The 15,504-nt window shown below is 70.3% G+C and carries 12 protein-coding genes; 10 read left to right on the top strand and 2 right to left on the bottom strand.

What is annotated here, in order from left to right; genetic code table 11:
* Positions 1 to 112 precede the first annotated feature (112 nt).
* The 6 genes from G6G98_RS08495 to G6G98_RS08470 all read left to right on the top strand — a co-directional run bounded on the left by G6G98_RS08495 (position 113) and on the right by G6G98_RS08470 (position 7,492).
* Positions 113 to 1,390 carry an ABC transporter substrate-binding protein gene (locus G6G98_RS08495; RefSeq protein ID WP_208321455.1) on the top strand — a complete coding sequence of 426 codons (1,278 nt, stop codon included), beginning with the start codon at positions 113 to 115 and terminating at the stop codon, positions 1,388 to 1,390.
* A 64-nt stretch (positions 1,391 to 1,454) separates the two neighbouring features.
* The gene (locus G6G98_RS08490) at positions 1,455 to 2,420 is read left to right on the top strand and encodes a carbohydrate ABC transporter permease (protein ID WP_067355658.1); all 966 of its coding nucleotides are present in this window, start codon (positions 1,455 to 1,457) and stop codon (positions 2,418 to 2,420) included.
* Positions 2,417 to 3,316, top strand: coding sequence for a carbohydrate ABC transporter permease (locus G6G98_RS08485; protein WP_164234741.1), 900 nt, complete (start codon positions 2,417 to 2,419; stop codon positions 3,314 to 3,316). Before G6G98_RS08490 ends, G6G98_RS08485 begins: the two co-directional genes overlap by 4 nt.
* Entirely contained in the window at positions 3,313 to 5,622 is a 2,310-nt protein-coding gene (locus tag G6G98_RS08480) for a beta-glucosidase family protein (protein WP_164234740.1), read from the top strand. Before G6G98_RS08485 ends, G6G98_RS08480 begins: the two co-directional genes overlap by 4 nt.
* Positions 5,619 to 6,389: a ThuA domain-containing protein gene (locus tag G6G98_RS08475; RefSeq protein ID WP_067355667.1), complete on the top strand. Its 771-nt coding sequence runs from the start codon at positions 5,619 to 5,621 to the stop codon at positions 6,387 to 6,389. Before G6G98_RS08480 ends, G6G98_RS08475 begins: the two co-directional genes overlap by 4 nt.
* Entirely contained in the window at positions 6,368 to 7,492 is a 1,125-nt protein-coding gene (locus tag G6G98_RS08470) for a Gfo/Idh/MocA family protein (RefSeq protein WP_243842062.1), read from the top strand. Before G6G98_RS08475 ends, G6G98_RS08470 begins: the two co-directional genes overlap by 22 nt.
* A gap of 66 nt (positions 7,493 to 7,558) precedes the next feature.
* On the opposite strand, the gene G6G98_RS08465 is transcribed toward G6G98_RS08470, so the two are convergent.
* Both G6G98_RS08465 and G6G98_RS08460 read right to left on the bottom strand, forming a co-directional pair.
* Positions 7,559 to 9,745: an alpha-galactosidase gene (locus G6G98_RS08465; protein ID WP_208321454.1), complete on the bottom strand. Its 2,187-nt coding sequence runs from the start codon at positions 9,743 to 9,745 to the stop codon at positions 7,559 to 7,561.
* 38 nt (positions 9,746 to 9,783) lie between these two features.
* On the bottom strand, positions 9,784 to 10,812 hold the full coding sequence (locus tag G6G98_RS08460) for a LacI family DNA-binding transcriptional regulator (RefSeq protein ID WP_067355677.1): 1,029 nt from the start codon (positions 10,810 to 10,812) through the stop codon (positions 9,784 to 9,786).
* A gap of 162 nt (positions 10,813 to 10,974) precedes the next feature.
* On the opposite strand from G6G98_RS08460, the gene G6G98_RS08455 reads away from it, so the two are divergent.
* Genes G6G98_RS08455 through G6G98_RS08440 form a run of 4 tightly spaced genes read left to right on the top strand, consistent with a single transcriptional unit; the run spans position 10,975 to position 15,483 of the window.
* A complete protein-coding gene (locus G6G98_RS08455) occupies positions 10,975 to 11,682 on the top strand; it encodes a ThuA domain-containing protein (RefSeq protein WP_164234737.1) in 708 nt (235 codons plus the stop codon).
* A complete protein-coding gene (locus G6G98_RS08450) occupies positions 11,655 to 12,743 on the top strand; it encodes a Gfo/Idh/MocA family protein (protein WP_164234736.1) in 1,089 nt (362 codons plus the stop codon). The genes G6G98_RS08455 and G6G98_RS08450 overlap by 28 nt, the downstream gene beginning before the upstream one ends.
* Complete coding sequence (locus G6G98_RS08445; protein ID WP_164234735.1) at positions 12,740 to 14,314, top strand: alpha-N-arabinofuranosidase; 1,575 nt, start codon at positions 12,740 to 12,742, stop codon at positions 14,312 to 14,314. Before G6G98_RS08450 ends, G6G98_RS08445 begins: the two co-directional genes overlap by 4 nt.
* Positions 14,311 to 15,483, top strand: a complete 1,173-nt coding sequence (locus tag G6G98_RS08440) for a Gfo/Idh/MocA family protein (protein WP_067355693.1) — start codon at positions 14,311 to 14,313, stop codon at positions 15,481 to 15,483. Before G6G98_RS08445 ends, G6G98_RS08440 begins: the two co-directional genes overlap by 4 nt.
* Positions 15,484 to 15,504 lie beyond the last annotated feature (21 nt).

The raw sequence follows: 15,504 nt of genomic DNA, 5'->3' as shown, positions 1-15,504 counted from the left end.
CGCTTGAGATTGGCTACTGTGACCCGAGCGAGAGATCGATCTCTCAGACAAGCAGCCGAGCGAACGCACTGAGTCGCCCGCACTCACAGGTCCCCGAAGAAGAGGAGCAGTTGTGAACCGTCGCACATTGGCCCTGCCCGTCGCCGCACTCGGCGCCATGGCACTGATCGTCTCCGGATGCTCGTCCGGCGGCTCGGAGTCCGGCTCCGGGGACCCGAATGCGGAGTTCGAGTTCTGGTCGTTCACCGGCATCGGGCAGAAGGACTCCGTCGACCGCTACCTGGAGAAGAACCCCGACGCGAAGGTGAAGCTGAGCGAGGTCGGCAGCACGACGGAGACCGCCACGGCTCTCACCGCTGCGCTCGCCGGCGGTCGCGTGCCCGACCTCGTCATGATCCAGAACGACGATCTCCCCAAGTTCGTCGAGAACCCCGGCAACTTCGTCGACCTGCGCACGCTCGGCGGCGACGACATCGGCGACGGCTACCTCGACTGGGCGATCGCCGGTGCGACGGCGGAGGACGGGTCCCTCATCGGCATCCCCACCGACGTCGGCGGGCTCAGCTTCGCCTACCGGGCCGACCTGTTCGAGGCGGCCGGCCTTCCCACCGACCCGGCCGAGGTGGCCGAGATGTGGTCGACCTGGGACAAGTTCATCGAGATGGGTGAGAAGTACACGGCCGCGACCGGCGAGCCGTTCGTGGACAACGTCGAGACGAGCGTCTTCTTCTCCACCGTGAACCAGGTCAGCGAGAAGTACTACTCTCCGGACGGCGATCTCGTCTACGACTCGAACCCCGAGGTCGAGGAGGCGTTCGACGTCGCCGTGCGCGCCTACGAGGCGGGAATCAGCGCCAGCATCCCCGCCTGGTCCTCCGGATGGGCGCCCGGCAAGGCGAACGGCGCCTTCGCCGTGACCACAGCACCCTCGTGGATGCTGTCCGGCATCAAGACCGACGCTCCCGGTACCGAGGGCCTGTGGCGCCTGGCGTCGATCCCCGGGGTCGGCGGCAACTGGGGCGGGAGCGTGATCGCCATCCCGGCCCGCGCCGACAACCCGGAGGCGGCGTGGCAGTACATCGAGACCATGCTCTCGCCGGAGGGACAGACAGAGCACTTCGACACGACCGGCACCTTCCCGGCCGCCAAGAGCGCGCTCGAGAGCGAGGAGGTGCGCGGCTACACCGACCCGTTCTTCGGCGACTCCGCCATCGGCGCGACCATGAGCGACGCGGTGCTGAACTTCAACTCTTTCTACAACGGCCCCGACACCAGCGCGATCGGCGCCGCGCTGCTGAACGCGCTCGTCGACATGGAGGCGGGCAACGTCGAGCCCTCCGACGCGTGGCGGACGGGGCTGGAAAGCGCTGAAGCCGCCATCGGCGGCTGACTCACCGATCCGATCGATGGTGGCCCGTGCCGGCACGGGCCACCATCCCCACCGAGGCAGGACCATGACCGCGACAGCGACCGCAATCCCCGTCCAGAAGATCCGCCGCCGAGACCGACCGCCGACTCAGGCGATCAGGCAGCCGCTCGCTGAACGCATCGCGCCGTACCTCTACGTCGCGCCGTTCTTCGTCATCTTCGCCGTCTTCGGGCTGTTCCCGCTGTTGTTCACGTTCTACGTGGCACTGTTCGACTGGAACCCGATCGGCGAGCAGACCTTCGTCGGGCTGGCGAACTTCGAGCGTCTCTTCCAGGATCCGCGGTTCTGGAACGCCTTCGTCAACACGTTCGGCATCTTCCTCATCTCGACCGTTCCCCAGCTCCTGCTGGCTCTCGGCCTCGCGCATCTCCTGAACCACGCCACGCTCAGGATGGCGAACTTCTTCCGCATGGCGCTGCTGGTGCCCTACATCACGTCCGTCGCCGCGACCGCGCTCGTCTTCGCCCAGATCTTCGACAAGAACTTCGGTCTCATCAACTGGGTCCTCGACCTCGTGGGCGCCCCGGCGGTCAACTTCATGTCCTCGCAGCTGGGGTCGTGGATCGTGATCTCCTCGATGGTGATGTGGCGGTGGTTCGGCTACAACACGCTGCTCTACCTCGCCGGACTCCAGGCCCTTCCCCGCGAGATGTACGAAGCGGCATCCGTCGACGGGGCGTCGGGCTGGCAGCAGTTCGTCCACCTGACCATTCCCTCGCTGCGGCCGATCATCATCTTCACCGTGATCATGTCGACGATCGGCGGACTGCAGATCTTCACCGAGCCCCTGCTCGTCGCCCCGGAGTCAGGGCTGACGTGCGGTGGCGGCCGCCAATGCCAGACGCTCGCCCTGTTCCTCTACGAGCAGGGATTCGGGCAGTTCGAATTCGGATACGGCTCGGCCATCGGCGTGGCGCTGTTCGTCATCGTGGTCGTCGTGTCGCTCATCAACTTCTACCTCACGACCCGTACACGGAAGGCGCGCGCATGACGAACGTGACAGAGAGGACGGCGACCGCGCCGTCTGCGAAGCCGGAGGTCCCGGTCCGTCAGCGCCGCAGCCGCCGCATCGGCGCGGTGTCCTGGCCGGTGTACGCGCTGCTCATCCTCGCCGTGATCATCAGCGTGTTCCCGCTCTACTACATGTTCGTGATCGCCTCGGTGGGCGCCTCCGCCGTCACCTCGATCCCGCCGCGGCTGTACCCCGGGTTCGACTTCATGGACATCGCGACGAAGGTGTTCGAGACGGTTCCGTTCCTGCAGTCGCTGCTGAACAGCGTGATCGTGTCACTCACCGTCGCCGTCGTGACCGCTCTGCTCTGCGCTCTCGCGGGGTACGCCTTCGCGAAGCTGCAATTCCCCGGCCGCAACACGCTCTTCCTCATCGTGCTGCTCACGATGACGGTGCCCGCGCAGCTCAGCGTGATCCCGCAGTACCTCATCATCTCGTGGCTCGACTGGGTGGACACGCTGCAGGCGATCATCCTGCCGGGGCTCGCGAGCGCCTTCGGGATCTTCTGGATGCGGCAGCACCTGTCGACGACCCTCAGCGACGAGCTCATGGCCGCCGCCCGCATCGACGGGGCGAACAGCTGGCAGATCTTCTGGCGCATCGGGTTCCCTGTCGTCCGCCCTGCGGCGTTCGTGCTGGGGCTCATCACGTTCACCAGCGTGTGGAACGACTTCATGTGGCCCTTCATCGTGCTCAAGTCGCCCGAGCTCTTCACCGTCCAGATCGCGCTGAAGCAGCTGCAGGCGAACCGCACGATCGACCTGGCGCTGACGATGGGCGGCTCGTTCATGGCGACGCTGCCTCTGCTTGTGGTCTTCTTCTTCGTCGGACGACGCATGGTGGCCGGCATCATGGACGGGGCGTTCAAGGGATGACGGCCGAGCGGAGCGCCGTCGATCGGGATCGGTGGCGCGACCCGGCGCTGGGCGCCCGCGAGCGGGCGCAGGCGCTGGTCGATGAGCTGACTCTCGAGGAGAAGATCGCCCAGCTGGGCTCGATCTGGCTCACGGATGCGGCGGATGCGTTCGCGCCGCGCCTGACGGACGGTCCCGCCGGCACCGTCGAAGACCCTTTTCGGGGCGGCGTCGGACAGCTCACGCGCGTCTTCGGCACCGCCCCGGTCACCCTGCGCGACGGAGTGGCCAAACTGCGGATGCTGCAGGACCGGGTCGTCGAGAACCAGCGGCTCGGGATCCCCGCGCTGGTGCACGAGGAATGCCTGACCGGTCTCGCCGCCTTCGGGGCGACGGCCTTCCCGGCGCCCCTGGCATGGGCGGCGACGTTCGACGAGACCCTCGTCCGGGAGATGGCGCACGCCATCGGGGAGGACATGCGGGCCATCGGCGTGCATCAGGGGCTCGCTCCCGTGCTCGACGTCGTGCGCGACTACCGGTGGGGGCGCGTCGAGGAGACCCTCGGCGAGGATCCGTACCTCGTCGGGCAGCTCGGCGCCGCCTACGTCTCCGGGCTGGAGGGCGCGGGGATCATCGCGACGCTGAAGCACTTCGCCGGGTATGCGGCATCGCGCGGTGCACGCAACCACGGGCCTGTCAGCATGGGGCCCCGCGAGTTCGCCGACACCGTGCTGCCGCCTTTCGAGACGGCCCTGCGGCAGGGAGGTGCGCGCAGCGTGATGACCTCCTACACGGATGTCGACGGCGTCCCGAGCACGGCGAACCGCGCGCTGATCGACGGGCTCCTCCGCGCCGAGTGGGGGTTCGACGGGACGGTGGTCGCCGACTACTGGGCGATCCCCTTCCTCGTCTCGATGCACCGCGTCGCCGCCGACCGTGCAGAGGCCGGCATGCTGGCGCTGCGTGCGGGGGTGGACGTCGAGCTCCCGTCGACCGTCGCGTACGCCGCCCTGCCGCGCCTCGTGCGCGAGGGCGTCGTCGACGAGAGCGACATCGACCGGGCCGCGGTGCGCCATCTGCGGCACAAGATCGAGGCGGGCCTGCTCGACGGCGCACCGCTCGTGCCCGCGGGAGCGGAGGACGTCGACCTCGACAGCGAGCGCAACCGGGTGCTGTCCTCCCGGATCGCCGAGGAGTCGATCGTGCTGCTCGAGGACGACGGCATCCTCCCGCTCGCCCCTGGCGCCCGCGTGGCGCTGATCGGTCCGGCAGCCGGAGAGTACCGGAGCCTGCTCGGCTGCTACGCCTTCCCCAACCATGTGCTGACGAAGTACCCCGGGCACGACCCGGGGATCGTCGTGCCGACGATCGAGGCGGCGCTGCGCAGCGAGCCTCGGATCGGCGAGATCGCGTTCGTCCGCGGTTGCGAGATCCTCGACGACGCGGAGGAGATCTCCGCCGCCGTCGACGTCGTGCACGAGAGTGAGGTCGCCGTGGTCGTCGTGGGAGATGTGGCCGGCCTCTTCGGAGCCGGCACATCGGGTGAGGGATGCGACGCGGCCGACCTGCGTCTCCCTGGACGTCAGCACGACCTCGTCACGGCGGTTCTCGCCACGGGGGTGCCCACCGTGCTCGTCGTCGTGTCGGGGCGTCCGTACGCGCTCGGCGACTACGGTGCGGCTCGCGCGATCGTGCAGGCCTTCTTCCCGGGAGCCGACGGGGCCGCGGCGATCGCCGGCATCCTGTCCGGGCGCGTCGCCCCGAGCGGTCGGCTGCCGGTCCAGATACCGCGTGCGCCTGCGGCCACGACGACCTACCTCGAGCCTCCGCTCGGCCGGCATAACCCGGGCATCACCGTGGCGGACCCCACGCCGCTCTATCCGTTCGGGTACGGACTCACCCGCGGTCGCGTGGAGTACGAGCGGATCGGCGCTCCCGCCACCCTCCCGACCGACGGCGCGGCCGAGGTCGCCGTGACAGTGCGCAACACTGGTGAGACCGCCGTCGAGGTCGTGCAGCTGTACGCCTCGTTCCCCTCGGCGACCGTGGTGCGACCCGAGGCCCAGCTCGTCGGCTTCGCCCGGGTGACCATCCCCGCGGGCTCCCGTCGCACCGTGCGCTTCACTCTGGAGGCCGCGCGGCTCGCCGCGACGGGAATCGACGGCCGGCTCAGCGTCGAGCCCGGTACCGTGGTGCTCGCGGCAGGGCCGTCCGTCGCGGATCGGACGTGCGCGACGCGCATTCGGCTGTCCGGGCCCCGGCGAGCGGTTCTCGCCCGCGCGGGTAGGACGGCATGGGACGTCGACGGCGGGGAGGACGGACGATGACGGCTGAGCGGCCGATACGGGTGCTGGTGTGGGGTGAGAACCATCATGAGAAGCACCACGAGGTTCCGCAGCGTCTCTACCCGGAGACGATGCACGGCACGATCGCGGCGGGTCTGCGAGAGCTGCTGGGAGAGCGTGCAGAGGTCGAGACGGCCACGCTCGACGAACCGGAGCACGGCCTCGACGAGGAGCGTCTGGCAGGCACGGACGTTCTGCTCTGGTGGGGGCACCTCCGGCACGATGCTGTGGACGACGAGGTGGTCGAGCGGGTGCATCGGCACGTGCTCGGCGGAATGGGGCTGATCCCGTTGCATTCCGCGCACTTCTCCAAGATCTTCATCCGTCTCATGGGGACGACCTGCAGCCTGCGCTGGCGGCAGGGAGTCGATCGGGAGCTCGTCTGGACGGTCGCGCCCGCGCATCCGATCGCCCAGGGCGTACCGCATCCGCTCGTGATACCCGCGCAGGAGATGTACGGGGAGTTCTTCGACGTGCCGGCGCCCGACGACCTCGTCTTCGTGTCGAGCTTCTCCGGCGGCGAGGTGTTCCGGTCCGGGATGACCTTCTCCCGCGGCCATGGGCGCATCTTCTACTTCTCGCCCGGTGACCAGGACTACCCGGTCTACCACCAGCCGGAGATCCGCCGTGTCCTCGCCAACGCGGTCGAGTGGGCGTTCCAGGACCGGCCTCGGTCCCTGCCGCAGATCGCGATGCACCGCGAGGGAGAGTTCGAGACGCCGCGCGAGTGGGACGGAACGCCGCGATGACCGCGGGCGGGGAGGAGCCGGCGGTGCGCGAGGTCGTGATCGTGGGCGCCGGAGGCATGGGCCGTGCGTGGATGGATGTGGTCGAGGCCCGGCCGGGGCTCCGGGCCTCCGCCGTCGTCGATCTCGATCTCTCGGCGGCGCGCTCGGCAGCGGCAGAGCGCGGATGGGACGTGCCGGTGTTCACCGATGCGGCGGAGGCGCTGCGAGACGCGCCAGCCGACCTGCTGCTCAACGTGACGGTGCCGGAAGCGCATCGCGTCGTGAGCGAGGCCGCGCTCCGAGCCGGCGTGCCCGTGCTCAGTGAGAAGCCGGTGACGCCGTCCGTGGCGGACGCGATGCGCCTCGCGGCTCTCAGTGAGGCGTGTGGCGTGCTGCTGGCGACGAGCCAGTCGCGCCGTCACTCGCCGGGGATCTCCGCGTTCCGCGACGCGGTGCGATCGCTCGGAGGGGCAGGACAGCTGGAGGCGCAGTTCTTCCAGAACCCGCGTTTCGGCGGCTTCCGCGACGTCATGCCCTCGCCGCTGCTCATCGACATGGCGATCCACCAGTTCGACCAGGCCCGGTTCCTGCTCGGGAGCGAGCCCGAATCCGTCTACTGCGAGGAGTTCTCGCCGCCGTGGAGCTGGTACCGCGGTGCGGCCGCGGCGCAGGCGATCTTCCGCTTCTCCGATGGGGCGCGGTTCGGGTACGCAGGCAGCTGGTGCGCGGACGGGCTGACGACGTCATGGAACGGCTCGTGGCGCGCCAGCGCCCCCGGCGGATCGGCCACGTGGGACGGCGAAGGAGCCGTGCAGGTGGAGGGCCCGGGTGAGACCGCGCAGGACCTGCCCGTCGGCGGCGGAAGCGAGGGGCTCGACGCTGCGCTCACCGAGTTCCTGACGGCGCTCGACGGCGGCGACCCGCCGTCCGGGGAGATCCGGCGCAACATCCGCAGTCTGGCGATGGTCGAGGCGGCGGTCGAGTCGGCGGCCTCGGGGGTGCGCGTCGAGCTGGACGCCGTCTTCGCGCGCGCCGGCGCTGCGGCCCTCGCCGAGGCGCGTGCGTCGGGGGAGATGCAGATCGCCGATCGTCTCAGCGCCTGGGCAGGCGGCCCTCCGCGCTGAGCCGGAAGGGCGGAGCCTCCAGGCGGGCGGAGCCTCCGGGCGGGCGGTGCGGCCTCCCGGCGCGGCTCACGCAGCCGGCTCCGCGCGCAGATGCACGACGACCGCGCGCTCCGGATGGAAGGTGGGGAACTCGAGCCCTGCCGACGAGAGCACGCCGCCGGAGAGCACCGGGGCCGCGCCCGCGGAGTCCAAGTCGGGCGCCCGCAGCCACTCGGGGATCTGCCACGGAGGCCCCAGGGTCTCCGGGACGCTGGCCGTCAGCCGATACCGCCGGTCGGGGTCGAGGCCGGGGAAGCGCACGCGCGCGAGGGTGTCGGGCGTCGCCTGAGGCGTGACGACCGTGAAGAGGGCCTCGCCGCGGTCTTGGGCGACGACGCCGCGCACCGACGGAGCGGACGGGTCGTCCTCGCCGCCGACGCTGCGACCGGTCTGGATGAGCGGGCGCAGCGCGCGGTAGCGGGCGATCCAGGACGCCAGCTCCTGCCGCTCCGCGTCGGTGAGCTCGCGGATGTCCCATTCGATGCCGAAGTGCCCGAGGAACGCGACGGCGCAGCGGAAATGCAGATCCGACGTGCGTCCGGTCGTGCTCGACACCGCGGACGCCACGTGCGACCCCATCATCTCCGGGGGGACGAGGAGACCGGTGCCCCGGAGGATGCCCGTACGGTCGACCGGGTCATGGCTGTCGGACGGATGGATGCGATCGGCGCGCTCGAGGATGCCGAGGTCGACGCGCCCGCCGCCGGACGCGCAGCTCTCGATCTCGAGGTCGGGGTGACGCGCGCGCAGCTCGTCGATCAGCCGATAGAGCGCCAGCGTCTGCGCGTGCACGGCCGGGGCTCCGGTCGCCGGATGCCCGGCGGCCACGAGATCGCGGTTGTGATCCCACTTGAGGCAGATCACGCCGATGTCCTCGATCAGCGCGTCGAGCGTGTCGAGGATGTGCGCGAACGCGGCGGGCTGCGTGAGGTCGAGCACCTGCTGGAAGCGGTACCTGGCCGGCAGCTCCTGCCGCGCGCGGAGGATCCACTCCGGGTGCGCGCGGGCGAGATCGGAGTCCTCGTTGATCATCTCGGGCTCGACCCACAGGCCGAACTCCATGCCCAGCTCCCGCACTCGGTCGGCGAGCGGCCGCAGGCCCTCCGGCCAGGCCACCGGGTCGGGTGACCAGTCGCCGAGGCCCGCCCTGTCGTCCCGGCGTCCGCGGAACCAGCCGTCGTCGAGGACGAACCGCTCCACGCCGAGGGCCGCGGCGCGCTCGGCGAGATCCTCGAGCACGACGGGATCCTGATCGAAGTAGATCGCCTCCCAGACGTTCAGCGTGACCGGGCGATCCCGCTTCGCCGAGCGGGAGACGCCCCGCAGGAACGCATGGAATCGGGCGGAGGCTGCATCCCAGCCGTCGCCGTGGCTGCCGTAGATCCACGGGCTGACATACTCCTCGCCGGGAGCGAGGCGCACCTCTCCCGGCAGCAGCAGCTCGCCGCCGCGGAAGGCCAGGGTGCCGTCGCCGCGCTCGAGGGCGTGCTCGTGATCGCCGCTGAAGCCGACGTGGAACATCCAGACCTCGCCGCTCTCGGAGGAGAAGCCCGGCGTGCCGGCGAGCATCACCGTCGTGGCGTCGAGTCCCGTGCGGCCGCGCCGCGAGGTTCGGGTGTGGGTGCCTCTCACCACGGGATGCCGCTGCGGCTGCCGCTCGTGCGCCCATCGCCCCGCGAAGTCGAGGATCTCGGTGGCACGCGTCGGAACCGCGAGCGCGAGGGAGAGGTCGTCGAGCTGAAGGAGTGCGCCGCCTGTCGCGTCGTTGCGCACCCCGGCGCGGACCCGCAGCAGCCCGGCCTCGGTGAGATCGATCTCCAGGTCAAGGCAGATCTCCGTCTGGTCATCGCGCGCGCTCAGTGCGAGCGAGCCGCCCTCCGCCTGAAGGACGCTCTGCTCCACCCGCGTGCCGTCGAGGGACGCGGCCTCGACGCGAAACGACGGCACCCACCCCGCTCCGGCCCGATGTGCGCTCAGTCCGGGACGTCCGAACCAGCCCCGCCCGTGCTCCGGAAGGATCGATGGGCGATATGGAATGTCGGAAAAATCCTCGATACCTGGCTTTTGCTCGGCGACTGCGAAGGCGAGGAGGTCGTCGTCCGTGGACGTGATCCGTCTTCCCCAGTGCAGGATCACCGGAAGATCCTGCGTCGACCAGGCGAGGACCAGTGAGACGTCGCGAGCGGAGAGATGGGCGACCTGAACCGGGGGCATGGCTACCATTCTGCACACCGCGCCGCGCGGCGTATAGGTCAGAGATCGATCTCGCGATGTGGGCGGGTCGAGCCGCGAACGATGAGTTCGGTCGGCAGCACGATCGCCTCGGTCGTGAGGTCGCCCGCAGCCGCCCGCGCGAGGATCCGCACGGCAGTCGATGCCATCTCACGGATCGGCTGGCGGATCGTGGTCAGCGGGGGATGCAGCCAGCGCGCTCCGCGCACGTCGTCGAATCCCACCACCAGGACGTCACGGGGGATGCTGCGCCCGCTGTCGGCGATCGCACGGTACGCGCCGGCCGCCATCTCGTCAGAGCACGCGAATACGCCGATCGGTCCGCTTCCCGGGAGCTCCGACAGCGCTCGTGCGCAGGCGCGCCTGGCATCCCACGCGCTCCAGTCCGCGCTCGTGCGCACGCAGGGAGCGCCCGGGGCGACCTCTGAGATGGTGCGCACGAAGCCTTCGACGCGTGCGCGTCCGTATCGGTACGAGGGCGCCCCGCCGATCACGACGAACCGCTGGGCGCCGCGTTCGACGAGATGACCTGCCGCTGCGGCTCCGCCGTCGTCGTCCGTCGTGCGCAGACTCGGCAGGGGGCTCGAGGCCTCGGAGGGCGGCTCCATCAGCACGAGAGGGATCGATGCGCGGCGCATGGCGGCGATCTGCGTGCTCGTCGGCACGATCAGGCCGACGATGACTCCGGCCGAACCTCTCGAGCGGATCCGCTCCGGCCAGTCGTCGGACGGCTCGTCGCGCTCAGCGGTGAGCACGAGGTCGTATCCGAGCTCTGACGCCGTCGTGCGCGCACCCGCGGTGATCTCCTCGGTGTAGGGGTCGTGGAAGTGACCGAGGACGAGGTCGAACATGAGCGACGTCCCCCGCCTCGGCCGGCCGCGCACCTGCCCGATCGCCGGGTAGCCGAGCTCCGCGGCCGTCCGGAGAACCCGGGAGCGGGTCTCCGCCGCCATCTCGCCGCGGGCACGCAGGGCGCGGGAGGCGGTGGCGACGCTCACCCCGGCGCTGCGTGCGACGTCGGTGAGGGTGACGCGCGGCGCAGAGGTCATCCTCTCATTTTGCGCAAAGAACGACCGCTCCGCCACCGGTCGGTGGCATGGTGGCGGACATTGCACATTCCCGTCGATGCGGAGGGACGAGTCGATGAAGACCACGCTGCCGGAAACGCTGCCAGAACACGGGCGCGCGCTGACCGTGCCCGAGGGGCGATCATGACCGGGCGGAGGGCACTCGTGGTGCGCGGCGGGTGGGACGGCCACCGACCGGTCGAGGCCACCGAGCTGTTCCTGCCGTTCCTCGCCGACAACGGATTCGACGTGCGCATCGAGGACACCAACGAGATCTATGCCGACCGCGACGAGATGGACCGCACCGACCTCATCGTGCAGAGCGTCACGATGTCGGACATCTCGGCCGAGGCGCTGAGCGGGCTGCGCGGCGCCGTCGAGCGCGGCACGGGCCTCGCCGGGTGGCACGGAGGCATCGCGGACTCGTATCGCAACAGCTCCGACTATCTGCAGCTCGTCGGCGGCCAGTTCGCCACGCACCCCGCCAAGCATCCGGAGGCGCGTGAGGGCGGCGAGGCCGACAACTACCTCTGCTACACGGTCGACGTGACCGATCTGGGGCGCACGCACCGGATCATGGAGGGGATCGAGGACTTCACGCTTCGCACGGAGCAGTACTGGGTGCTCGCCGACGACCTCAACGACGTGCTCGCGACCACGACCCACCCCGTGCAGTCGTACCACCCCTGGCATCGGCCGGTCACGTCTCCGGCGGTCTGGACGCGGCAGTGGGGCGATGGGCGCGTGTTCGTCGCCACGCCGGGACACAGCCTCGCCGTCCTCCGGGACACCAGTGTGCGCACCATCATCGAGAGGGGGATGCTGTGGGCGAGCCGCACGGTATCGGAATAGTCGGTCTCGGCGTCATCTCGGGGCAGTACCTCGACACGCTCGGCACGCATCCGGGCGTGCGCATCGCCGCGGCGGCCGACCTCGACGCGGCGCGGGCTGAGGCCGTGGCGGCCCGCTACCCCGGCTGCCGCGCACTCAGTCTCGACGAGCTCGTCGCGGATCCTGCCGTCGACACGGTCATCAACCTGACCATCCCGTCCGCCCACGCGGACGTCGCCCTCGCGGCGCTCGCCGAGGGCAAGGACGTCTTCGGGGAGAAGCCGCTGGCAGCGACCCTGCCCGATGCGCGACGGGTCATCGGGGCAGCGGGCTCGGCGTGGATCGGCTGCGCACCCGACACCGTGCTCGGCACGGGGGTGCAGACCGCGCGCGCCGTGGTCGATGCAGGAGGCATCGGCCGCCCCGTCGCCGCGGTTGCCACCTGGGTCTCGTCGGGGCACGAGGCGTGGCACCCGCACCCCGACTTCTACTACCGTGCGGGCGGCGGCCCCCTGTTCGACATGGGCCCCTACTACCTCACGACGCTCTTCCACCTGCTCGGTCCCGTCGCGCGGGTGATCGGCTCGTCGTCGCGACCGAGGGCCGAGCGCGCGATCGGGTCGGGCCCGCGCGTCGGCGAGAGGATCCCGGTCGAGATCGACACCCACGTCACCGGGGTGCTCGAGCACGCCGGGGGAGCCGTCTCGACGGTCACCTTCAGCTTCGACGGCGCGGCGACCGAGGCCGCGCCGCTCGAGATACACGGCGAGACGGGCACGCTGTCCGTACCCGATCCCAACCTCTTCGACGGTGTCGTGCGCCTGCGGCGACCGGCCGAGGAGTCGTGGACGACCGTCACGGAGCGCGCCGGCTACGAGAACGCCGGCCGGGGGATCGGCGTGCTCGATCGCCTCACGACGGGCGAGGGCAGCGCCCGGGGCGACATCGCCCTGCACGTGCTCGAGATCATGACGGCGCTGGCCGAGTCCGCGGCGTGCGGGAGACGCATCGAGCTGACGACGGCACCGGACCGGCCCCCTCTCATCCCCTTCACACCGGCGAGTCTCTGGAGGCGACGTTGACCACGACCCCCACCGCACGGGCGATCATCGATCTCGACGTGACCGGCGACCGCATCAGTCGGCACATCTACGGACACTTCGCCGAGCACCTGGGCCGGTGCATCTACGACGGCTTCTGGGTCGGTGAGGACTCGGAGATCCCGAACGTGCGCGGCATCCGGCGAGACATCGTCGACGCCCTGCGAGCGCTGGAGATCCCGAACCTCCGCTGGCCCGGCGGATGCTTCGCCGACACGTACCACTGGCGCGACGGCATCGGCCCGCGCGATCAGCGGCCGCGGATCGCGAACACCAACTGGGGGGACGTCGTGGAGAACAACCACTTCGGCACCCACGAGTTCATGGACCTGTGCGACCTTCTGGGGGCCGACGCCTACGTCAACGGCAACGTCGGCAGCGGCACGGTGCAGGAGATGTCGGAGTGGGTGGAGTACCTCACCCGAGGGGATGACAGCCCGATGGCGCGACTGCGCCGGCAGAACGGCCGGGATGAGCCCTGGAAGGTGCCGTTCTGGGGCCTCGGCAACGAAGCATGGGGTTGCGGCGGCAATCTCTCGGCGGCGCATTACGCCGAGGAGGCGAGACGGTACGCGACGTTCGCGCACGACCACGGCGGCAACAGGCTCACGCGCATCGCCGCGGGCGCCAACGAGGACGACCTCGACTGGACGCGCGTGCTCATGAAGACCCTCATGGAGTGCCACGGCTGCACGCTCTACGGGAACCTGCCGTACCAGGCGATCTCGTTCCACTACTACACGCACTCCGGTTCCGGCATCAACACCGAGGACGCACGGCCCTTCACCGATGCCCAGTACTACGAGACGCTGGCGTACGCCGCGGGCATCGAGCGGGTCGTGCGCGGCCACGTGGCCGTCATGGACTCCTACGATCCCGGCAACCGCGTCTCCCTGGTGTGCGACGAATGGGGCACGTGGTGGAACGTCGAGGAGGGGACGAATCCGGGCTTCCTCTTCCAGCAGAACACCGTCAGGGATGCGCTCGTCGCGGGCCTGCACTTCGACGTCTTCCACCGGTACGCGCGGCGTCTCTCGATGGCGAACATCGCGCAGACGGTGAACGTGCTCCAGGCGATGGTGCTCACCGACGGCGACCGGCTCGTGCTGACGCCGACCTATCACGTGTTCGAGATGAACAGGAGGCACCAGGACGCACTGCAGGTGCACACCCACCTGCGCGACGTGCCGACGGTGCGGGCGCGCGGAGAGGACCTCCCGCTGATCTCGATGTCGGCATCGACGCGAGGCGACACGGCACTGATCTCGGTGAGTCATCTGGGGCTCGAGGCGGGCTGCGAGGTGAGGATCGACCTTCGCGGTCGCGATGCGCGCGTCGCGAGGGCGCGCGTGCTCACCGGGGAAGATCCCTCGGCGCACAACGACGCCGACGCACCCGACCGGGTGACCCCGCGTCCCCTGGCCGCTGCGGTGCACGGCGGCGTCCTCACGATGACCATGCCGCCGCACGCGTTCGCGACCATCGAGCTGGACCTGGAGCCGGACTCGGTGACGCCGGGTACGGCCGTGAGGCGAGACGAGGTGTCCCGATGACCACGAGACCGCTGCGCGTCGCGGTGATCGGCGCCGGCTTCATGGCACGGGCGCACTCCCATGCCTGGCGCACCGCGCCGCGATTCTTCGACCTGCCGAGGGAGCCCCGGCTGTCCGTGCTGGTGTCGCGCGACGAATCCAAGGGGGCCCAGCTCGCCCGCGACTGGGGCTGGGAGTCCTGGTCTGGCGACTGGCGGACCGTGATCGATCGCGACGACATCGACGTGGTGGACATCTGCACCCCCGGAGACACGCACGCCCGGATCGCGGTCGCCGCCCTCGAAGCGGGCAGACATGTGCTGTGCGAGAAGCCGCTCGCCAACGACCCCGCGGATGCGGCGATGATGGTCGCCGCATCGGAATCGGCCGCGCGTCGTGGCGTCGTGGCGATGTGCGGCTACAGCTACCGGCGCACGCCCGCTCTCGCCTCGGCGCGCCGGCTGATCGCGGACGGCGCGCTCGGCACCATCAGGCACGTGCGCGCGCAGTACCTTCAGGATTGGCTGAGCGATCCGGATGCTCCGCACACCTGGCGGCTGGACAGGGCAGCCGCGGGTTCCGGCGCTCTCGGCGACATCGGGGCGCACAGCATCGACACAGCGCAGTGGCTCACCGGCGAGCTCATCGAGGGCGTGTCGGCGCGTCTGCGCACCTTCGTGACCACGCGTCCACAGCGCAGTGCCGAGGTGGGGCTGGGCGGGACAGGAGACCCGGACTCCCCGCGGCTGCCGGTGGACGTCGACGACGCGGCGGCCTTCATCGCCGGCTTCAGCGGAGGCGCCCTCGGCGTGTTCGAGGCCACGCGCATGGCGCTCGGACGACGCAACGCCAATCGCATCGAGATCAACGGCGATCGCGGGTCTGTGGCGTTCGACTTCGAGCGGATGAACGAACTCGAGTACTACAGCGCCGACGACGGCGACGACCGCCAGGGGTTCCGCACCATCCAGGCGACCGACCCTGCGCATCCCTATGCGGACGCGTGGTGGCCTGCGGGCCACGGGCTCGGCTACGAGCACGCGTTCACGCATCAGATCGTCGACTTCGTCCGCTCGATCGAGAGCGCACCGGCGTCGCCGGGCTTCGCCGATGCTCACCAGGTGCAGCGCGTGCTCGCCGCGGTCGAGGAGAGCGCCGCCGATGAGGGCCGTTACACGCGAGTGCGCTGACGCGAGGCCGTCGGAGCCGGA

It is taken from the genome of Microbacterium hydrocarbonoxydans, assembly GCF_011752045.1.
In the GTDB taxonomy this organism is placed as follows: domain Bacteria; phylum Actinomycetota; class Actinomycetes; order Actinomycetales; family Microbacteriaceae; genus Microbacterium.
The sequence above is the reverse complement of the archived record's forward strand: the minus strand, read 5'-3'. Positions and strand labels throughout refer to the sequence as shown.

Coding starts and splice junctions, on each gene's coding strand:
- G6G98_RS08490 (WP_067355658.1), top strand. CDS start 1,455: ATGACCGCGACAGCGACCGCAATCCCCGTCCAGAAGATCCGCCGCCGA.
- G6G98_RS08485 (WP_164234741.1), top strand. CDS start 2,417: ATGACGAACGTGACAGAGAGGACGGCGACCGCGCCGTCTGCGAAGCCG.
- G6G98_RS08480 (WP_164234740.1), top strand. CDS start 3,313: ATGACGGCCGAGCGGAGCGCCGTCGATCGGGATCGGTGGCGCGACCCG.
- G6G98_RS08475 (WP_067355667.1), top strand. CDS start 5,619: ATGACGGCTGAGCGGCCGATACGGGTGCTGGTGTGGGGTGAGAACCAT.
- G6G98_RS08465 (WP_208321454.1), bottom strand. CDS start 9,745: ATGCCCCCGGTTCAGGTCGCCCATCTCTCCGCTCGCGACGTCTCACTG.
- G6G98_RS08460 (WP_067355677.1), bottom strand. CDS start 10,812: ATGACCTCTGCGCCGCGCGTCACCCTCACCGACGTCGCACGCAGCGCC.
- G6G98_RS08455 (WP_164234737.1), top strand. CDS start 10,975: ATGACCGGGCGGAGGGCACTCGTGGTGCGCGGCGGGTGGGACGGCCAC.
- G6G98_RS08440 (WP_067355693.1), top strand. CDS start 14,311: ATGACCACGAGACCGCTGCGCGTCGCGGTGATCGGCGCCGGCTTCATG.